Here is a 20,542-nt window from a genome sequence, read left to right as displayed (position 1 = left end):
TGGGGATGCCTCCGGCGGGAGTATTTTGGGCAAGATGATAATCAGGCGACCGCGTTTTCGAATGAGGTGCGGAACACCCGGCTGAGTTCTGAGAGCGGTGCGCTCTGGCTGCCAAAGGTGATCTGGTCGCCGCCCACTTTGCCCACTGTCGCCAGCGGAACGCCTGCCTGACTGGCCGCGATCATCAGTGCTTCGGCCTGATCGAAGTTGCAGGCAATCAGGTAGCGCGCCTGATCCTCGCCAAAGAGGGTTGGTGTGTCTTCGGCATCCAGCGTGATCCCGACCCCTGCCGCCTCGGCCAATTCGAAGGCCGCAAGGGCCAGACCGCCGTCGCTGAGGTCGGTGCAAGCCTTGATATAGGCGTGGTTGGCGCGGATGAAATCACCATGCGCTTTCTCAGCGGCAAGATCGACGGGAGGCGCATCGCCTTCGGCGCGCCCGTAAACTTCCGCAAGCAGCGCGGATTGCCCGAGGTGGCCTGCGGTTTCGCCAAGCACCAGCAGCACATGGCCTTCGCGGATATCGCCGGTGATCATGTGATCGGGGTGGTGGATGATGCCGACGGCGCCGATGGTGGGCGTGGGCAGAATGCCCTTGCCGTCGGTTTCATTATAAAGTGACACGTTGCCCGACACGATCGGCATGTCGAGCGCTTTGACAGCCTCGCCGATGCCTTGGATCGCGCCCACGAATTGCCCCATGATCTGGGGCTTTTCGGGGTTGCCGAAGTTCATGTTATCGGTCGTTGCCAAGGGGGTCGCACCCACGGCGGTCAGGTTGCGGTACGCCTCGGCCACCGCCTGTTTGCCACCCTCAAAGGGGTTGGCTTTGACATAGCGGGGGGTAACGTCGCTGGTGAAGGCAAGCGATTTCTCGGTGCCATGCACGCGCACGATGCCCGAACCGGCACCCGGGGTGCGCGCGGTGTCGCCCATGACCTGTTGGTCATATTGCTCATACACCCATTGTTTGCCGGCATAGTTGGGGCTGCTGATCAGTGCCTTCAGCCCGTCGATGGGATGCACACCCGGCACCTCGCCCAATGGGGCCGCAGGGGGTGTGGGTTCCCACGGGCGGTCGTATTCGGGGGCAGAGCCGGAGAGCGTGGCCAAGGGCAGATCGGCCATGATCTTGCCATTGTGCTCGATGATGAAACGATCTTCTGCGATTGTTTCGCCGACGATGGCAAAGTCGAGGTCCCATTTGACGAACACGGCGCGCGCCTCGGCCTCAAGCTCGGGCTTGAGCACCATCAACATGCGCTCCTGGCTTTCGGACAGCATCATCTCGTAGGCGGTCATATTCTCTTCACGCTGGGGAACAGCATTCAGGTTGAGTTTCACACCCAAACCGCCCTTGTCGCCCATTTCCACGGCAGAGCAAGTGAGACCAGCGGCGCCCATATCCTGGATCGAGATCACGGCGCCGGTGGCCATCAGCTCCAGTGTGGCTTCCATCAGGCGTTTTTCGGTGAAGGGATCACCGACCTGCACAGTGGGGCGTTTTTCCTCGATGGTGTCGTCGAATTCGGCGCTGGCCATTGTCGCACCGCCGACACCGTCGCGGCCCGTCTTGGCGCCCAAATACACCACGGGCATGCCAACGCCGGAGGCGGCGGAGTAGAAAATCTTGTCCGCATCCGCGAGGCCTGCGGCGAAGGCATTCACAAGGCAGTTGCCGTTATAGGCGGGATCAAAGCGCACTTCGCCGCCCACGGTGGGCACGCCAAAGCAGTTGCCGTAGCCGCCGACACCGGCGACCACGCCGTTGACCAGCTGCCGTGTTTTAGGGTGTGCCGGCTCACCGAAGGAGAGCGAGTTCATCGCCGCAATCGGGCGCGCGCCCATGGTAAACACATCACGCAGGATACCGCCGACGCCTGTGGCCGCCCCCTGGTAAGGTTCAATGTAGCTGGGGTGGTTGTGGCTTTCCATTTTGAAAACCACTGCTTGCCCGTCACCGATATCAACGACACCTGCGTTTTCTCCGGGGCCACAGATCACTTGGGGGCCTGTCGTTGGCAGGGTCCGCAGCCATTTCTTGGACGACTTGTAAGAGCAATGCTCGTTCCACATTGCCGAAAAGATGCCGAGTTCTGTGAAGGTCGGTTCGCGGTCTATGATCTCAAGGATGCGCTGATACTCATCAGGCGAAAGCCCATGGGCTGCGATCAGGTCTTCGGTGATTGCTGGCTCTTGCATCTTGGTCCCCCGCGCTTGAGTCGCGCGTGTTTTACGGGGTTGCGCGTAAGAGGGAAAGAGAGCTGTTGATTTGTGCGCTTTAGAAACGTGCTGATGCGGTATTTCCGGAATGCCGGCACGGACGGCACGGCGCCAAAAAAAATGCCGGGCACAAGGCCCGGCGAAGTCCAACAGGGAGGTGAAGGTGATGAGCGCTATCGCATCGTCGCCTTCGAGAGATCAAATAGGGTGCGTTTTTTGACCAATCAAGAAAAAATGGGTCAAATTTTCGCAATGCCGCTATGTCCTCAATGCATAGCTTGCGGCTCGGTTTACATGCGTGAGGGGCTTGGCGTTGTTTTTGAAACGAAATTCTTCTTAGGGTTGTCTCGGGCTAGATTTCGACCGCTTCACGCATTTTCCGCCGATGCGTGAAAATCTCGTCCTGAACGAAGTCGCGAAAGGCCGCGATGCGTTTGGATTGCCGCAATTCTTCGGGATATGCGAGGAAAACGGGCACTTCGCCGCTTTCCAGATCCGGCAGGACGCGGACAAGATCGGGGAAATCCTCGGTCAGGTAGTCAGGAAGGACGCCGATGCCGATATTGTTGATCACCCCCTGAAGCACCCCGAAATAGTTGTTCACCGTGAACGTGTTGGGAATGTCATAGGTCATCAGGTGTTGCAGCAGTGTGGCCCCCGCAGCGACCTGAATGGAATTGAGGCTTTGACAGATCAGCCTGTGGTCAGAGATATCCGATATCTCGACTGGCGCTTTGTTGGTTTCCAGATAAGTTTTCGACGCATAGAGGCGCATCCTGACCGACATCAGCCGCTTGCGGATCAGGTCTGCCTGCGAGGGCTCTTTCATGCGGATCGCCACGTCAGCCTCGCGCATGGGCAGGTCAAGGACGCGTTCTTCCAGCATCAGGTCGATTTTCAGATCAGGGTAGAGTTCGTAGAGCTTGGGCAGGCGTGGGGCGAGCCAGAGCGTGCCAAAGCCGGTGGTCGTGGTGACGCGCAATTCGCCAAATACTTCTTCTTCGCTGTCACGGATGCGTGCTGAGGCGGCCTCGAGCCGTTTGTTCATGCTTTTGGTGGCGTCAAACAACAATTCGCCCTGTTCCGTCAGGATCAGGCCGCGCGCATGGCGGTGAAACAGTGTTGTGTTGAGTGATTCTTCCAGCGCACGAATTTGTCTGCTGACCGCCGATTGCGACAGGTGCAGTGTATCTCCGGCGTGCGTCAGCGATCCCGCATCCGCGACGGCGTGAAAGATTCTTAGTTTATCCCAGTCCATAACGGCCTTTTTAAAAATAATTTCTTGTATTTGATTTACAGACATTACCCGAAACGGATGTTTTTATGCAAACCACGATCTGATTTATTTTGTGCTTTGTAGGTCAGCAATTTTGACCTATAGTTGAGGGATATTCGACGCGCGGGGAGGTGCGGGATGTCACATCAGAATGTGTCGCTCAATGATCGTTATGACCTGACGAAACACCAGATTTTGCTGAACGGCACACAGGCGCTTGTGCGTCTGATGCTGATGCAGCGCGCGCGGGACGAAAAGGCGGGGTTGAATACCGCAGGCTATGTGACCGGCTATCGCGGATCGCCGCTGGGTGCCGTTGATATGCAGATGACACGGGCGAAAGATGTGCTTGAGCCTGCGCAGATCACCTTTCAGCCCGGATTGAACGAAGATCTTGCTGCCACCGCCCTTTGGGGCAGTCAGCAGGCAGAGCTTCGGGGTGAAGGCAAATACGACGGTGTCTTCGGCCTGTGGTACGGTAAAGGGCCGGGCGTGGACCGTTCGGGTGATGTGATGCGCCATGCCAATATGGCAGGCACGTCGCCCCACGGCGGGGTGATCATGGCGATGGGCGATGACCATACCGGTGAAAGCTCGACCACGCTGCACCAATCGGACTGGGCGATGATTGATGCCTATATGCCGATTGTGTCGCCGGCGGGCGTGCAGGAAATACTCGATTACGGGCTTTATGCGTGGGAGCTGTCACGCTTTGCCGGCGTCTGGGTCGGCCTGAAGACGATGAAAGACACAATCGAGGTCACGTCCGTGGTAGACGGTGATCCCGACCGGATGTCCTTTGTGCGCCCCGAGCTGGACTTGCCCGAGGGCGGTTTGAATATCCGCCTTGTTGATACACCGCAGCTGCAAGAGGCGCGGATGATTGACCATAAACGCTTTGCCGCCGAAGCGTTCAGCAGGGCCAACAAGATGGACCAGCGCAAATGGGGCAAGCCCGGTGCAAAAATCGGCTTTGTTGCGGCTGGCAAGAACTGGCTGGATTTGCAGCACGCGCTGGCATTGCTGAATATTGATGAGGCCGAGGCCGAACGGCTGGGCATCACCACCTATAAGGTGGGGCAGGTCTGGCCGCTGGATATGGCGTCGTTCCATGAATGGGCCGAAGGGCTCGACCTGATTGTGGTGGTCGAGGAAAAACGCAAGCTGATCGAAGTGCAGGTCAAAGAGGCGCTGTTTGACGACCGCAACGGGCGGCGGGTTTACGGCTGGCACAAGGGCGATGAACATTCCGCTGGGCGCCGCGAAGAGGTGTTCCAGACCAAGGCGGATCTGAACCCGATAGTGATCGCCGAAAAACTGGGCGGCATCTTGGTGGAAGAGGGCTGTGGATCGGCGGGTGTTGAGGCGGGCCTTGCGCAACTGGCCGAGGCGCGCCGCGCCGACAACGCGCCCGAGATTGCGCAGCGGTTGCCCTATTTCTGTTCGGGCTGTCCGCATAACTCGTCCACCAAAGTCCCCGAAGGATCGCGCGCCTATGCGGGCATCGGCTGTCACTACATGGTGCAGTGGATGGACCGCGAAACCGTTGGTTTTACCCAGATGGGGGGCGAAGGCGCGAACTGGGTCGGCGAGGCGCCGTTCTCGACCCGCGACCATGTGTTCCAGAACTTGGGCGACGGTACCTACAATCATTCAGGCGTGCAGGCCATTCGGTTCGCGCTGATGGCGGGAACCAATATCACCTATAAAATCCTCTATAATGATGCGGTGGCCATGACGGGCGGTCAGGGCAATGATGGTGGGCTGACCGCCGATCAGATTTGTCGCGAAATTCAGGCGATGGGGGTGCGCAACGTGGCCCTTGTCTATGATGAGAAAGAAGATATCGACCTTGCACGCTTTCCCAAGGGATTGGATGTGCATGAGCGGGCAGAGATGCCGATCGTCCAAGAGAAATTCAGCAAATACAAAGGTGTGTCTGCCATAGTTTATGTCCAGACTTGTGCCGCGGAGAAACGCCGCCGTCGCAAACGCGGTCAGTTTCCTGATCCTGACAAGCGGGTCTTTATCAATACCGATATCTGTGAAGGCTGCGGCGATTGCGGGGTGCAATCCAACTGCGTGTCCATCGTGCCGGTTGAAACGGAACTGGGCCGCAAGCGTGCGATTGACCAGTCGTCGTGCAACAAGGATTTCTCTTGTGTCAAAGGGTTCTGCCCGTCTTTTGTGACGATCGAAGGCGCGAAAATCCGCAAGGAGGCGACAGCGGACGTTGATCTGCCCGACATGCCGGACCCTGTGCTGCCTGCGATCAATGGCACCCATAATGTCGTGATTACGGGTGTTGGTGGCACCGGCGTTGTGACCATCGGCGCTGTGCTGGCGATGGCCGCGCATATCGACGGCAAAGGGGCGGGCATGATGGAGATGGCGGGGCTGGCCCAAAAGGGCGGCGCGGTGCATATCCATTGCCGGATCGGCGAGAAGCCGAGCGATATCAACGCGATCCGCGTCGCAACAGGTGAGTGTGACGCGCTGATTGGCGGTGATCTGGTCGTCTCTGCGGGTGCCAAAACACTGGGGTTGATGAAAACGGGGCGCACCAAAGGTGTGGTAAACAGCCATGAGATTATCACTGGCGATTTCACCCGTAATACCGAATTCCGGCTGCCAAGTGATGAATTGAAGGTCTCGCTTGGCGCGCGTTTGTCGGATGGTTTGGCGATGTTTGATGCCTCCGATCTGGCCAAGGCGCTTTTGGGCGACAGCATCTATTCAAACATGATGGTCTTTGGGGCGGCTTGGCAAATGGGTGCAATTCCAGTGGGGTACGATGCGATCTTGCAGGCGATTAAGCTGAATGGTGCTGCTGTGGAGCGCAATATCCGTGCCTTCGAATTGGGCCGCTGGGCCTATCTGCATCCGGCGGATGCGCAGGCTTTGCTGACGCCGAATGTTGTGGCATTGCCCAAATCCACGGCCGAGAAAATTGCCTTCCGCGAGGCGCATCTGGTGGCCTATCAGGGCAAGCGGTTGGCCAAGCGGTATCGTAAGATGGTGGACCGTTTCATGGATGACGGGATGCGCGCTGCGGTCGCAACAGGCTATCACAAGCTCTTGGCGTACAAGGATGAATACGAGGTGGCACGCCTGCTGACGCAGACCGAAGAAAAGGCAAAGGCCGAGTTTGATGGCGATCTGAAGCTGACCTATCACCTTGCCCCGCCCATGCTGACCAAGACAGGCCCAGACGGGCGGCCTGCCAAAAAGGAATTCGGCCAGCGCATGGCCTGGGCGTTTCCGAAGCTTGCGAAGCTGAAATTCCTCCGTGGTACGCCCTTTGATCCGTTCGGGCGCACAGCCGAGCGCCGGATGGAGCGCGCATTGATCAAGGAATACGAGGCGGATATGGCGGAGGTCCTTCAAATCATGCGCCCTGACACGCGGGATGCGGCGATGGCCTTGGCGGCCTTGCCCCGTGAAATTCGTGGCTTTGGTCCGGTAAAAGAGGCGAATGCGCGCAAGGCTGCCAAGCGCCGCGAAGAGCTTTTGGCGGTCTTGCGGGCGGCCCCGATGCAGCAGGCGGCGGAATAGTCACTTTGTCATGGTATTTTCGTATTTGGCAGGTAAACGACCCGGAATCGTTTCTTGGATAACCCTGCCATGCCTGCAACCGCCCGTGATGCCGCCCGTGATATTACCTATGCTTCCTCCGCCAAGCGCCGTTCCGGGCGTGCGGTCATCCGTGTCATGGAGAACGCAACGGGGCGCTTGCGGCTGATCCGCAAGGCGAAAGGCTATGACGCTGAGGTCGCGGCGGGGGCGGATTTCTGGGAGGTCATGTGCACCCGCTATGGTGTCGAACTGGATGTGATTGGCGGATCGCTTGAGAATATCCCGTGCACGGGGCCGCTGATTGTGGTGTCCAACCATCCCTACGGGATACTTGATGGGCTGATGATGGGGCGTATCCTTTGCGAGCGCAGGCAGGGCAATTTTCGCGTGCTTGCGCACCGGATTTTCCGGCGGGCGGCCGATCTTGAACGCATCATCCTGCCGATTTCCTTTGATGAGACCAAAGAAGCCGCCAAGCTGAACCTTGAAACCCGCATGAAAGCAATTGCCTACCTGCAAGAGGGCGGCGCGATCGGCATTTTCCCGGGCGGGACGGTGTCCACTTCGGCCACGCCCTTTTCCAAGCCGATGGACCCCAGCTGGCGCACCTTTACCGCCAAGATGGTTGCAAAGTCGGGGGCAACAGTGGTTCCGGTGTTTTTCGAAGGGCACAACAGCCGCCTGTTCCAACTGGCCAGCCACCTGCACAGCACCCTGCGCACGGGCATGTTCATCCGTGAATTCAAGGCCAAGATCAACAAACCAGTCCGCGTTGTCATCGGTGAACCGATCCCGCAAGCGACCTTGGAGCGTTTCAAAAAAGACCCCAAAGGATGCATGGATTTTCTGCGTAAAGCCACGTATGAGTTGAGCACAAGCCCGGTGGACCCGACCCACCTGGGGCATGAGTTCGAAGCGAAATACAAGGTACGCAGCAATGGCAGTGGGCATATTCGATAGTGGTCTTGGCGGGCTTACGGTGCTGGACGCTGTGGCCAAACGCCTGCCTGATCTTCCGCTTGTCTACATGGGTGACAGTGCGCATGCGCCTTACGGTGTGCGCACGCCGGATGACATCTACAACCTGACCACCAAATCCACACAGCGCCTCTTTGATGCGGGCTGTGATCTGGTGATTTTGGCCTGCAACACGGCCTCGGCAGCCGCTTTGCGCCGGATGCAAGAGGGCTGGGTGCCCGAAGGCAAGCGCGTGTTGGGCGTGTTTGTGCCGCTGATCGAGGCCTTGACCGAACGGCAATGGGGCGACAACTCGCCACCACGCGAAGTCGACGTCAAACATGTGGCATTGTTTGCCACACCTGCCACGGTCTCAAGCCGCGCATTCCAGCGTGAACTGGCCTTCCGCGCGATCGGCGTGGATGTCGAGGCGCAGGCCTGTGGCGGTGTTGTGGATGCTATCGAAGATGGCGATATGATCCTTGCCGAGGCGCTGGTGCGCAGCCATGTGGATGCGCTCAAGCGCAAGATGCCGGAACCTGATGCGGCGGTGCTGGGCTGTACCCATTACCCGCTGATGGAAGAGGCATTTCAGGCCGCCCTTGGCCCGCATGTGAAAGTCTTCAGTCAGGCCAATCTGGTCGCAGAGAGCCTTGCCGATTACCTGCAGCGCCGGCCCGAGATGGTTGGCCCGGGGATGGACTCTGCCTTTCTGACAACGGGTGATCCGGACCGCGTTTCCAATCGGGCGACACAGTTTCTGCGACGGAAAATCACCTTTACCGCCGCATAACCGATTTCAAGACCTTTTCATCCTGAGGGATAACCAAATGACCTATAACGTCGCCATTCTGGGCGCTTCCGGCTATACCGGTGCCGAACTTGTCCGCCTGATCGCAACACACCCCGGCCTGCAAATCGTGGGCCTGTCGGGCAATTCCAAAGCGGGCATGGCCATGGCCGATGTATTCCCGCACCTGCGCCACCTTGATCTGCCTGTACTGACCACCATTGAGGACATGGATTTCGACGGTGTCGATCTGGTGTTCTGTGCTTTGCCACATGCCACATCGCAGGCCGTGATTGCGGAACTGCCCAAAACGCTCAAAATCGTCGATCTGTCTGCGGACTTCCGTCTGCGCGACCCTGCCGATTATGAAAAATGGTACGGCAAAGCCCATGCGGCGACCGAGATGCAAAAAGAAGCGGTTTATGGCCTGACCGAGTTTTACCGTGAAGACATCAAAGCGGCACGGCTGGTTGCGGGCACGGGCTGTAACGCGGCCACAGGCCAATATGTGCTGCGCCCGTTGATTGAGGCGGGCGTGATTGATCTGGATCAGATCATCCTTGATCTAAAAGCGGCAGTATCGGGCGCAGGACGCAGTCTGAAGGAAAACCTGTTGCACGCAGAATTGTCAGAAGGGGCGCATGCCTATGCGGTCGGGGGGACGCACCGGCACCTTGGTGAATTCGATCAGGAATTCTCGGCTATTGCCGGTCGGCCTGTGAAAATCCAGTTCACCCCACACCTGATTCCCGCCAACCGCGGCATTTTGGCCACCACCTATGTGCAAGGCGATCCTGACGTTATATATAACACGTTGAAAGCCGCTTATGCGGATGAGCCGTTTATTGAGGTACTACCGATGGGACAACATCCGTCGATCAAACATATCCGGGCATCGAACTTCTGTCATATCGGTGTCGTGGCCGACCGTATTCCGGGACGCGCGATCGTGATTGCAGCCCTTGATAACCTGACCAAGGGTTCTTCGGGGCAGGCGATTCAGAACGCCAACCTGATGCTGGGCTTGCCGGAAACAGAGGGCCTGATGATGGCGCCGGTGTTCCCATGACGGGTGGTCTCAAGAGCCTTAAGAAGCGCCGCCGCGTTCAGGTGATGTCGATGGCGGGCGTCAGTGTGGCACTGGTTCTCGCTCTTCTCTGGTTCCTGCCTGATGACAGCTTCCAGTTCTTCCGCTCACCCTCAGAAGTGACCGAAGCACCGCCGCCACCCAATGAGCGTTTCCGCATTGGCGGGTTGGTTGCCGAAGGCTCGCTCGTGCGCGGTCAGGGCGAGCAGGTCAGCTTTTCAGTGACGGATGGTGGCGCCGTGGTGCCTGTGGTCTACACCGGCATCCTGCCTGATCTGTTTGAAGAGGGTCAGGGTATGGTTGCGCAAGGGAACTACATCAACGGCCGCTTTGAAGCTGTTGAAATTCTTGCAAAACATGATGAAACCTACATGCCTTCCGAAGTGCTGGATGCGCTCAAGGAACAGGGTCTCTATGTTGATCCGGACGGTGCTATCGTCACGAATTAACCAATTGAGAGCAGGCTTTGCCCCATCCATACGGAAGGGGCGAAGATGCCGACAGTCACCGAAATTGCCACCGATATCGTGGACCGCGAAGGCGGCTATGTTAACGACCCAGATGATCCGGGCGGGCCGACAAATTTTGGCGTCACGGTGCATACCATGCGCCGCTTGGGGCTTGATCTGACGAAGGACGGCCAGATTGACAGCAGCGATGTGCGCGTGCTGACACGCGCCCATGCGGTGTCGATTTTTGTGGAACATTATTTTCGCGGGCCACGGATTGACCGTCTGCCTGTGCCGCTTCATGCCAGTGTTTTCGATATGTATGTGAACGCAGGGGCCAATGCGGTGAAAATCCTGCAACGCTTGCTGTGTGATATGCGGATTGAGGTGACCATTGACGGGATCATCGGGCCCAAAACGGTTGCGGCGACGCGTCAGGCGATGGCCGCTGCCCCCGATCATCTGGTCGATGCCTACGGGATTGCGCGGCGCAACTATTACTATGATTTGGCCGACAGGCGTCCGGCGAGCCGCAAATACGCGATGCGCCGCGACGGGGGCAAAGGCGGTTGGATCAAGCGGGCCGAGGAATTCATTGCCGCCCGCTATCACCTGACAGAAGCACAACATAAAGCGAGGGTTGCACAATGGGTCTGATTCCAACCGTGATGTCTTTTCTCTTTGGCGATAATCGCAATGTGATCGTCGAGACGGCACAGATATTCCGTGAAAACGCGGAAAACGGGGCGGTGCGGGATGCGTCGGCACGCACAGACAGCCTGACACAGCTTGCCGCCGAGTTTGCCCGCCCGCAGCGCGGGCTCTTTGACCGGATCGTTGACGGGCTGAACCGTCTGCCGCGTCCTGCGCTTGCGTTGGGGACAATCTGGCTCTTTGCGATGGCGTTGCAAAACCCCACGCAGTTTGCAAAGGGGATGGAGGGCCTTGCGCTGGTGCCGGAACCGCTCTGGTGGCTGATGGGGGCGATTGTAAGTTTTTATTTTGGCGCACGCCATCAGGTGAAATCGCAGGAATTTCAACGCTCTGTGGTGCAAAGCCTGAGTGTGTCAAAGGCGCTGCAGGCTCCGTCTGCACGGCCCGCCGATAATCCGGCACTGTCGGAATGGCAGGCCAAAAATGGAGAATAACTGGGCCAGCCAGCTCGAGCGCCGTATCGTCGCGCTTGAGATGCGTAATGCGGTGGATGAGGTGCACAGGGCCAATGTGGCCCGCCGTCTTGGGGCGATTGAAGACACGCTCAAATGGTTGGTACGGCTTGTAATTGGCGGGCTGTTGATGGCCGGGCTGACCTATGCTGTGGGCGGTGGTCTGGCGCTATAGGCCTGCGCCAAAATGTACCGCATATGTGACTGCTCGGGTATGTTGCCTGCCAGATAAATGCGTTATCTATAGTTCATGTTGATAGAACTTGGACACTTCGCTCTGATTCTGGCTTTTGGCATTGCCATTTTCCAGATGATCGTGCCGATGATCGGCGCGCACCGTGGCAACGCAAGCTGGATGGCTATGGCCGAACCCGCGGCCACCGTACAATTCCTGCTCACCGCATTTTCCTTTGCGGTGCTGACATGGGCCTTTGTGACATCCGACTTTTCGTTGCAGCTGGTCTATCTGAATTCACATACCGACAAGCCGATGATCTACAAGATCACGGGTGTTTGGGGTAACCATGAGGGCTCGATGCTGCTCTGGATGGTGATCCTGACGCTCTTTGGCGCTTGTGCCGCGTGGTTTGGTGACGGCCTGCCGGCGCGATTGCGCGCAAGGGTGCTGTCGGTGCAGGCGGCAATAGGTGTCGCGTTTTTCGCTTTTGTTTTGTTCACCTCGAACCCGTTCCTGCGGTTGGAAGTTCCACCCCTGAACGGGCGTGACCTGAACCCGCTTTTGCAAGACCCCGGTTTGGCCTTTCACCCGCCGTTCCTTTACCTCGGCTATGTCGGCCTGAGCATGTCTTTCTCTTTCGCGATTGCCGCCCTGATCGAGGGGCGCGTTGACGCCGCCTGGGGTCGCTGGGTCCGTCCGTGGACCTTGGCGGCCTGGATGTTCCTGACCGTTGGCATCGCGCTCGGCTCATGGTGGGCCTACTATGAGCTGGGTTGGGGTGGTTTCTGGTTCTGGGATCCGGTCGAGAACGCTTCTTTCATGCCTTGGCTGATCGCGGCCGCCTTGCTGCACTCGGCCATTGTGGTCGAGAAGCGCGAGGCGCTGAAAAGCTGGACAATTCTGCTGGCGATCATGGCCTTCGGCTTCTCGCTGCTTGGCGCGTTCATTGTGCGCTCGGGCGTGCTGACCTCGGTGCATGCCTTTGCAAACGACCCGGAGCGCGGCATGCTGATCCTGATCATTCTCGCGGTATTTCTTGGGGGTGCGCTGACACTCTTTGCCTTCCGCGCAGGCGCGATGGAATCAAAGGGCGTCTTCTCGACCGTCAGCCGTGAAAGCGCGCTGATCCTGAACAACATCCTGTTGTCAGTAAGCTGCTTTGTGGTGTTCATCGGGACGATCTGGCCACTGGTGGCCGAGATGCTCTTTGACCGGACGCTTTCCGTGGGACCACCGTTCTTTGACGCGGCCTTTACACCCTTCATGGTGGCGCTGGCGATTGTCTTGCCGCTCGGGTCGCTTCTGGCATGGAAGCGCGGAAATCTGGCGCGGGCGTCAAAGTCACTGGTGGGGTGGCTTGTGCTGTCTGTCGCCATTGCCGCACTCGTTTACGCGGTGCAAAGCGGTAACTCGGCCCTGGGGCCGGTGGGTGTGGCACTTGGTGTTTGGGTCGTTGGTGGCGCCCTTCTTGATCTGTGGTTGCGCAGTGGTCGCGACGGTTTGATGTCGCGCCTGCGCCGCATTGCGCGCCTGCCGCGCGCGGATTGGGGCAAGGCGACGGCACATATCGGGATGGGTGTGACGATCTTTGGTATCGCCGCGATGCTGGCGTGGGAAAAGGAAGATATCCGTGTGGCCCAGATCGGCGACGCATGGACCGTTGGCCAGTTCGAGTTCCGTCTTGATGACGTCAACCAACTACAAGGGCCGAACTATATGACCACGATGGCCGATATGTCGGTCTGGCGCGGCGATACGCAGGTCGGCGATCTGCACCCTGAAAAGCGGTTCTATCCTGTCGCGAACATGCCCACGACCGAAGCCGCGATTTTGAACGGTTTTGTACGCGATATCTATGTTGTCGTAGGTGATCCGCAGGCAAATGGCGGCTGGGCGGTGCGCGTGTACCTCAAACCCTTTGCGAACTGGATTTGGGGCGGCGCGATCCTGATGGCGCTTGGTGGCTGCTTCTCGCTCTCTGACCGGCGTTTGCGGGTGGGCGCGGCTTCTGCCAAGAAAAACCCTGTCGGGGCGGTGCCCGCGGAATGAAGCGTCTTTTGCTCATTCTTCTCCTCCTCGGCGGGCCTGTCTGGTCCGTCGAGCCCAGTGAAATCCTTGACGATCCTGTTCTGGAAGAGCGCGCGCGGGATCTATCGCAGGGCCTGCGTTGTCCGGTCTGCCGCAACGAGAATATTGATGCCAGCAACGCGGCCCTTGCCAAAGAACTGCGGATCGTGCTGCGTGAACGACTGGTTGCCGGTGATACAGACGAAGAAGCGGTTGATTTTCTGGTTGCGCGCTATGGTGAGTTTGTTTTGCTGCGGCCGACGACCGAGGGTGCCAATATCCTGCTGTGGCTTGCGGCACCTGTGCTGCTGCTGATCGCACTGGGCGTCGGGTGGTCCACCATTCGTGCCAAACGCGAAACAGCGCCAGCCTTATCCGAGAGCGAACAAGCGGAACTGGAGAAAATACTGCGGTCGTGACGTGCCGTAGTGCTTTCCTAAACGGATCAGTTCACTAGAGTGTCGGGAAACTGTTAAGGGATCCCGCTCATGGACTATCAGGCCATTCACTTCGCCATTCGCAATTCTGTCGCAGAGATTACGCTGAACCGCCCCGACATGATGAATGCGCTCAACACACAGATGCGCGCCGAGATCACCCACGCCTTCAAAGCCGCCGAGAAAGACGCGCGGGTGGTTGTCCTGACAGGGGCGGGCAGGGCGTTCTGTTCCGGTCAGGATCTTGGCGATGGCGGCAGTGCGGCGACGCTTGATCTGGAACGCACCCTGCGCGATGAATATGTGCCGATGCTGAAGGCGATCTTTGATTGCCGCGTGCCGACCATTGCGGCGGTGAACGGTCCCGCAGCCGGGGCCGGGGCGAACCTCGCACTGGCGGCGGATGTGGTCATTGCTTCCGAGGATGCGTATTTCATCCAGGCGTTTACCCGTATCGGCCTGATCCCCGACGCCGGTGGCACCTATTGGTTGCCGCGCCAGATCGGCGCTGCCAAGGCGATGGGGGCCGCCCTTTTTGCCGACAAGATCAGCGCGCAACAGGCGGAGCAGTGGGGGATGATCTATGAAACCGCCCCCGCCGCGACATTCAAAGACCATGTGGCCGGGCGCGCCGCCCATCTGGCACAGGGTCCGACGGTGGCTTACCGGCAGTTGAAAAAGGCCATCCGTGGATCATTCGAGAACTCATTGGACGAGCAACTGGCGCTGGAGGCAAAACTGCAAGGGCGCTGCGGCAAGACGCGTGATTTTCAGGAAGGTGTTGTCGCGTTCCTGGAAAAGCGCAAAGCGGTCTACGAAGGCCGCTGAAGCGCGAAATACACGCTGTCTGACCATTCCCCGTTGATGCAGTATGTCCGCTCTGCCCTGTGGGTCTCCTTGAACCCCAGTGATTTGAGGATACCAACAGAAGCTGAATTTCTGGGGTCTGCGTCAGCGGTGAGTTGCGCGTGATCCGTCACGGCAAAGAGGTGCGGAATGATCGCGCCCATCGCCTCGGATATGATGCCTTGCCGCCAATATTCCGGATGCAGGATAAAGCCCACCTCATCGGCTTGATGCATGCCTGCGGTCCCGATCACGCGTCCGTCTTTTTCAATCACGAAATAGGTCAGCAACCCGTCGGCATGGGCGATCAAACGGTCAAGGTTTTCCTGTGTGCGCGCGGGGCTGTCGTGGGGTAGTGTCGACCAATAGCGCATGGCGCGCGGATCACTGAAGATCGCATGGAGATCCATCAGGTCGCCTTGCCGCGCAGCGCGCAGGACCAAGCGTTTGGTCACAAGGGGCATGAATGAAAAGGGCTGCCCGAAGGCAGCCCCAAAATCTTAGCGCTTTTCGATATCGACATATTTGCGTTCCATCTCGCCCAGATAAAGCTGGCGCGGACGGCCAATCTTCAACTGTGGATCGGCAAGCTGTTCGGCCCATTGCGAAATCCAGCCCACGGTACGGGCAACGGCAAAGATCGGGGTAAACATCGAGGTCGGGAAACCCATCGCTTCAAGGATGATGCCGGAATAGAAGTCGACGTTCGGGAACAGCTTCTTTTCGGCAAAATACGGATCGGCCAGCGCTTGTTTCTCAAGCTCTTTGGCGACTTGCAGCACGGGGTTGTTTTCGACACCCAGAAGCTCCAGCACCTCATCGGCACTTTGCTTCATCACAGTCGCGCGCGGGTCGAAGTTCTTGTACACGCGGTGGCCAAAGCCCATCAGGCGGTAAGGATCGTTCTTGTCCTTGGCGCGTGCAATGAACTCAGGGATACGGTCGACGGTGCCGATTTCCTTGAGCATCTCAAGACAGGCCTGATTGGCGCCACCATGGGCAGGGCCCCAAAGACAGGCGATACCGGCCGCGATACAGGCAAAGGGGTTGGCGCCAGAGGAAGACGCCAGACGCACGGTCGAGGTCGAAGCGTTTTGCTCGTGATCGGCATGCAGCGTGAAGATACGGTCCATCGCGCGCGCGAGGATAGGATCAACGTGGTATTCCTGCGCGGGCACAGCAAAGCACATGTGCAGAAAATTCGCGGCATAATCCAGATCATTGCGTGGATACACAAACGGCTGGCCGATGGAGTACTTGTAGGCCATCGCCGCAACGGTTGGCATTTTGGCAATCAGACGGATCGTGGCGACCTCGCGCTGGTGCGGGTCATTGATATCGGTGCTGTCGTGATAGAATGCAGACATCGCGCCGACGACACCCACCATCGTGGCCATCGGGTGCGCATCACGGCGGAAACCACGGAAGAAGTTGTGCATCTGTTCGTGGATCATCGTGTGATTGGTCACGAGGGATTCGAACTTTTCCAATTCGGTCGAGGACGGCAGCTCACCGTAAAGCAGCAGGTAGCAGACTTCGAGGTAGTGCGACTGGGATGCCAGCTGGTCAATCGGGTAGCCACGGTGCAGCAGGACGCCTTTTTCACCATCAATAAATGTGATGGTGCTGTCGCAGGCTGCTGTGGACGTAAAGCCAGGGTCATAGGTGAACACATCGGCTTGGGCGTAGAGCTTGCGGATATCAATCACGTCTGGTCCGCCCGTGGGGGAGTATACGGGCAATTCGTAAGTCTTGCCTTTGAGCGTCAGCTTCGCGGTATCAGTAGTGTCAGCCATATTTCATTCCCTTTCGGTCCTGCGACCAATCCAGTCGCAGCAGCAGCATCAATCAACATTGGTTACCAGCGGATAATCACGCGTGTATGACGCAGATATCAGCGGCTGGCATCCTGCAGGCGGGCGATGGTTTCATCTTGCCCGAGGACCAACATCATGTCGAACACACTCGGTGAGACCGCGCGTCCAGCGAGAGCCGCCCGTAACGGTCCGGCCAGCTTGCCTAGTTTCATGTCATGAGCTTCGGCAGTGGATGCGACGACCCCTTCCAGGATGTCACGAGACCAGCTAGCATTTTGCAACTGCGGCGTCAATTCTCCCAGTATACCACGGAATACATCAGTCAGATTGGCTGCAGCCTTCTCGTCCGGTACAATCGGGCGGGACGTCAGAACAAAGTGAGCCTTTTCAATCAGTTCCGGAAAAGTCTTGGCCCGTTCTTTGAGGCAGTACATTGCTTTCAACATGCCATTTTTTTGTGCCTCGGTGAACGGCTCAGCCCCTGTTGCCGCAAGGTAACCCTGCATTTCTTGCAGCAGTGCAGCATCGTCTGCGACGGCAATATGCTGGCCGCAGATGTTCTCGAGCTTTTTGAAATCGAACCGGGCCGGTGATTTGCCGATTCCGTCCAGATCGAACCATTCCTTGGCCTGCGCGTCCGAGAAGAACTCGTCATCCCCGTGGCTCCACCCCAGACGCGCCAGATAGTTGCGCATTCCGGCCGCAGGATACCCCAGCGCCTGATATTCGGCAGCACCCGTCGCCCCGTGGCGTTTTGAAAGTTTCTTGCCGTCAGGGCCAAAGATCAGCGGGATATGGGCAAGGACCGGTTTCGCCCAGCCCATCGCCTCGTAGATCATGTTCTGGCGGAAGGCATTGGCAAGGTGGTCGTCGCCACGGATAACGTGCGTCACGCCCATGTCGTGATCATCCACCACGACCGCCAGCATATAGACAGGTGTGCCGTCCGAGCGTAGCAGGATCATGTCGTCCAACTGGTTATTGGCGAATGTCACATCGCCTTGCACCTCATCGTGCAGCGTTGTCTGCCCGTCGCGCGGGGCCTTGATGCGGATCACGTAGGGCGCATCAGGATGGTCCGCTGCGGCCACATCCCGCCATGGTGACCGGAACAGGGTGGATGTCTTCTCCTCGCGGGCCTTTTCACGGAAAGCTTCGATTTCCTCTTGAGTGCTGAAGCACTTATAGGCCGCGCCTTTGGCCAGCAGTTCGTGGGCAACAGCCGCGTGACGGTCGGCATTGGCGGCCTGGCTGGTCGGTTCGCCATCCCAGTCAAGGCCCAGCCATGTCAGACCATCAAGGATCGCCTGGCGGTTTTCGTCTGTGGAACGCGCTTTGTCCGTGTCCTCGATCCGCAGCAGGAATGTGCCGCCATGTCCGCGGGCGTAAAGCCAGTTAAACAAGGCCGTGCGCGCGCCCCCGATATGCAAGGCGCCAGTGGGGGACGGGGCGAAGCGTGTGACAACAGACATGGGTATATTAACCTTTCGCTAACCAGCTTTCCGGTAAGATCCCGGCTTGGACGTGGGATAGAAGACTGCGGGGTGAAGGACAAGTGCGTGCGCGGATCGAGGACGCACTTCTGGCGCAACGCGGGCAATTGATCGGCTGGGTGCCTGTGTGTCTCGGCGTTGGTATCGGCACCTATTTTGCACTGTCTTTTGAACCAGATGTCTTGCTTATGGCCGGTTTCACCATTGCTGCGGCCGGTTTGCTGCTTGCTTCACGTCTGGTGCCCACGGCTTTTGCGCCTTTGCTGATGGCTCTTGTTCTGGTGGTCGCAGGCGCGGGCGTTGCCAAGCTGCGTGTTGCGGCGGTCGAGGCGCCGGTCCTGACCTTTCGCTATTATGGGGCAATCGAGGGCCGGATCGTGAATATTGATCGCTCGGCCAGCGATGCGGTGCGGCTGACGCTGGACCGGGTGGTTCTTGAACGCATGTCGCCTGACCGCACACCGCACCATGTGCGTGTGTCGGTCCACGGACAACAACCGCTTGCGGTGTTTACCCCCGGCGATGTGATCATCCTGACGGGGCATCTGTCACCGCCCGCAGGGCCCGCAGAGCCGGGCGGGTTTGATTTTCAACGCCATGCATGGTTCATGCAACTGGGCGCTGTGGGCTATACGCGCACCCCCGTCCTGCGCTTGATCGCGGCCGATAATACCACCGTTGCCGCACGTCTTTTTGCGCTGCGCATGGCGGTGTCGCGCGCGGTGCAAGCTTCCATCCCGGGCGAGGCGGGGGCTTTTGCCGCTGCCATCATGACCGGTGACCGCTCCGGTATGGGGCAAGAGACGTTGCGCGATTTGCGGACCTCCAATCTTGCGCATCTCTTGGCCATTTCCGGACTGCATATGGGGCTTTTGACGGGCTTTATCTTTGCGGTCGTCCGCTATGGTTTGGCATTGATCCCCGGCATCGCCTTGCGTTGGCCCACCAAGAAGATCGCTGCAGTCTGTGCGCTGGCCGTGGGGGCGTTCTATCTGGCCCTCTCGGGGGGCAGCGTTTCCACCGAGCGCGCCTATATCATGGTTGCGGTTATGCTGGTTGCAGTCTTGCTGGGGCGCAAGGCGCTGACACTGCGGGCGGTTGCGATTGCAGCAATTCTCGTGCTGTTGTGGCAACCCGAGGCCCTGATCGGGCCGGGTTTCCAGATGTCATTTGCGGCCACTACGGCACTTGTCGTGGCGTTCGGGGCGCTGCGAAAGGTTGATTTGCGCCGCCTGCCGCGATGGGCGCGAGCGGTTCTGTCCGTGATCCTGTCATCCTTTATTGCGGGGATTGCGACAGCACCTTTCGCTGCGGCACATTTCAACCAGATTGCCCACTACGGATTGATCGCCAATGTTCTGAGCGTGCCGTTGATGGGTGTTCTGGTGATGCCCGCGGCGGTGCTGGCGGTCTGCCTTGCACCTTTGGGTCTGTGGTGGATCGGGCTTGGGTTGATGGATCTCGGCCTGCGCTGGATCCTGTGGGTGGCGCGGACCGTATCCGCACAAGAGGGGGCGTTGGGGCATGTTGTGGCGCCGGATTGGTATGTCTTGCCGCTCTTGGCCATTGGGCTTCTGGCTTGTGTGCTGATCGTGGGACGCGGGCGGTTGATCGGGATTGCAGTCGTTTTGCTGGCCGCTGTGCTTTGGCAACAGACATCGCGCGCCGCGCTGCTTGTTGCCGATAGCGGGGCGCTGATTGGGCTGAATGGAGCTGAAGGGCGGGCGCTGTCCAAGCCCACTGGCAATGGTTTTGTGGCGGATATCTGGCTTGAGAATGATGGCGCGCCCGTGGCCCAAGAGGTGGCCGCCGCGCGTGACGGGCTCTTGACCGAGGGGCGTGTCACGCGGGCCGATCTGGGTGGATGGCAGGTGTTGCAGGTATCCGGCAAAACAGCTCTCGCGGCATTGCGGGACTGTGATGGGGCCGATGTGCTGATCAGCAACCAGATTGATGCAGGGCCGCGTCCCTGCGCGGTCTATAATGTGGCGCGGTTGCGCAACACGGGCGCTTTGGCGCTGGATGTGGCGGGGAATGGTGACTTGCGGATCACGACGGCACATCAGATGACAGGGCAGCGCCCGTGGAACAGTTGGCAAGGACCATGGCCCGCGCCCGTCACGCTCCCTTATGCACAACAAAAAAGGGCCGCCGAAGCGACCCTTCCGAGATGAATTGGAG

At 58.8% G+C, this 20,542-nt stretch carries 17 protein-coding genes; 12 read left to right on the top strand and 5 right to left on the bottom strand.

What is annotated here, in order from left to right; genetic code table 11:
* Nucleotides 1-41: 41 nt before the first annotated feature.
* Nucleotides 42-2,201, bottom strand: coding sequence for a phosphoribosylformylglycinamidine synthase subunit PurL (purL, locus tag C7964_RS07530; protein WP_110279047.1), 2,160 nt, complete (start codon nucleotides 2,199-2,201; stop codon nucleotides 42-44).
* A gap of 373 nt (nucleotides 2,202-2,574) precedes the next feature.
* On the bottom strand, nucleotides 2,575-3,480 hold the full coding sequence (locus C7964_RS07525) for a LysR family transcriptional regulator (RefSeq protein WP_110279046.1): 906 nt from the start codon (nucleotides 3,478-3,480) through the stop codon (nucleotides 2,575-2,577).
* A gap of 156 nt (nucleotides 3,481-3,636) precedes the next feature.
* Here C7964_RS07525 and C7964_RS07520 point away from each other — a divergent pair, with 156 nt between their 5' ends.
* The 11 genes from C7964_RS07520 to C7964_RS07470 all read left to right on the top strand — a co-directional run bounded on the left by C7964_RS07520 (nucleotide 3,637) and on the right by C7964_RS07470 (nucleotide 15,033).
* Nucleotides 3,637-7,053, top strand: a complete 3,417-nt coding sequence (locus C7964_RS07520; protein WP_110279045.1) for an indolepyruvate ferredoxin oxidoreductase family protein — start codon at nucleotides 3,637-3,639, stop codon at nucleotides 7,051-7,053.
* A gap of 69 nt (nucleotides 7,054-7,122) precedes the next feature.
* A complete protein-coding gene (locus C7964_RS07515) occupies nucleotides 7,123-8,034 on the top strand; it encodes a lysophospholipid acyltransferase family protein (protein ID WP_110279044.1) in 912 nt (303 codons plus the stop codon).
* Nucleotides 8,012-8,824 carry a glutamate racemase gene (locus C7964_RS07510; protein WP_110279043.1) on the top strand — a complete coding sequence of 271 codons (813 nt, stop codon included), beginning with the start codon at nucleotides 8,012-8,014 and terminating at the stop codon, nucleotides 8,822-8,824. Before C7964_RS07515 ends, C7964_RS07510 begins: the two co-directional genes overlap by 23 nt.
* Nucleotides 8,825-8,861: 37 nt before the next feature.
* Nucleotides 8,862-9,890 carry an N-acetyl-gamma-glutamyl-phosphate reductase gene (argC, locus tag C7964_RS07505; protein WP_110279042.1) on the top strand — a complete coding sequence of 343 codons (1,029 nt, stop codon included), beginning with the start codon at nucleotides 8,862-8,864 and terminating at the stop codon, nucleotides 9,888-9,890.
* Nucleotides 9,887-10,357 (top strand): cytochrome c maturation protein CcmE, encoded by a 471-nt coding sequence (ccmE, locus tag C7964_RS07500; protein ID WP_110279041.1) that lies wholly within the window; start codon nucleotides 9,887-9,889, stop codon nucleotides 10,355-10,357. Before argC ends, ccmE begins: the two co-directional genes overlap by 4 nt.
* Nucleotides 10,358-10,402: 45 nt before the next feature.
* Nucleotides 10,403-11,014, top strand: coding sequence for a holin-associated N-acetylmuramidase (locus C7964_RS07495; protein WP_110279040.1), 612 nt, complete (start codon nucleotides 10,403-10,405; stop codon nucleotides 11,012-11,014).
* Nucleotides 11,005-11,505, top strand: a complete 501-nt coding sequence (locus C7964_RS07490; RefSeq protein ID WP_110279039.1) for a holin family protein — start codon at nucleotides 11,005-11,007, stop codon at nucleotides 11,503-11,505. Before C7964_RS07495 ends, C7964_RS07490 begins: the two co-directional genes overlap by 10 nt.
* Nucleotides 11,495-11,698 carry a pseudouridine synthase gene (locus C7964_RS07485; RefSeq protein ID WP_055292571.1) on the top strand — a complete coding sequence of 68 codons (204 nt, stop codon included), beginning with the start codon at nucleotides 11,495-11,497 and terminating at the stop codon, nucleotides 11,696-11,698. The genes C7964_RS07490 and C7964_RS07485 overlap by 11 nt, the downstream gene beginning before the upstream one ends.
* A gap of 75 nt (nucleotides 11,699-11,773) precedes the next feature.
* Nucleotides 11,774-13,750 (top strand): heme lyase CcmF/NrfE family subunit, encoded by a 1,977-nt coding sequence (locus C7964_RS07480; RefSeq protein WP_110279038.1) that lies wholly within the window; start codon nucleotides 11,774-11,776, stop codon nucleotides 13,748-13,750.
* Nucleotides 13,747-14,187 (top strand): cytochrome c-type biogenesis protein, encoded by a 441-nt coding sequence (locus tag C7964_RS07475; protein WP_110279037.1) that lies wholly within the window; start codon nucleotides 13,747-13,749, stop codon nucleotides 14,185-14,187. The genes C7964_RS07480 and C7964_RS07475 overlap by 4 nt, the downstream gene beginning before the upstream one ends.
* A 69-nt stretch (nucleotides 14,188-14,256) precedes the next feature.
* A complete protein-coding gene (locus tag C7964_RS07470; RefSeq protein ID WP_110279036.1) occupies nucleotides 14,257-15,033 on the top strand; it encodes an enoyl-CoA hydratase-related protein in 777 nt (258 codons plus the stop codon).
* Here the strand turns inward: C7964_RS07470 and C7964_RS07465 are convergent.
* The 3 genes from C7964_RS07465 to gltX form a co-directional block, all read right to left on the bottom strand.
* The gene (locus C7964_RS07465; RefSeq protein WP_110279035.1) at nucleotides 15,018-15,515 is read right to left on the bottom strand and encodes a GNAT family N-acetyltransferase; all 498 of its coding nucleotides are present in this window, start codon (nucleotides 15,513-15,515) and stop codon (nucleotides 15,018-15,020) included. The genes C7964_RS07470 and C7964_RS07465 overlap by 16 nt on opposite strands.
* Before the next feature lie 36 nt (nucleotides 15,516-15,551).
* A complete protein-coding gene (locus C7964_RS07460; RefSeq protein ID WP_110279034.1) occupies nucleotides 15,552-16,847 on the bottom strand; it encodes a citrate synthase in 1,296 nt (431 codons plus the stop codon).
* 98 nt (nucleotides 16,848-16,945) lie between these two features.
* Nucleotides 16,946-18,340 (bottom strand): glutamate--tRNA ligase, encoded by a 1,395-nt coding sequence (gene gltX / locus C7964_RS07455; RefSeq protein ID WP_181417130.1) that lies wholly within the window; start codon nucleotides 18,338-18,340, stop codon nucleotides 16,946-16,948.
* A gap of 83 nt (nucleotides 18,341-18,423) precedes the next feature.
* Between gltX and C7964_RS07450 the strand changes: the two genes are divergently transcribed.
* The gene (locus C7964_RS07450; protein ID WP_286163832.1) at nucleotides 18,424-20,535 is read left to right on the top strand and encodes a ComEC/Rec2 family competence protein; all 2,112 of its coding nucleotides are present in this window, start codon (nucleotides 18,424-18,426) and stop codon (nucleotides 20,533-20,535) included.
* Nucleotides 20,536-20,542: the final 7 nt, after the last annotated feature.

Source organism: Loktanella sp. PT4BL (assembly GCF_003201935.1).
Taxonomy (GTDB): domain Bacteria; phylum Pseudomonadota; class Alphaproteobacteria; order Rhodobacterales; family Rhodobacteraceae; genus Yoonia.
The sequence above is the reverse complement of the archived record's forward strand: the minus strand, read 5'-3'. Positions and strand labels throughout refer to the sequence as shown.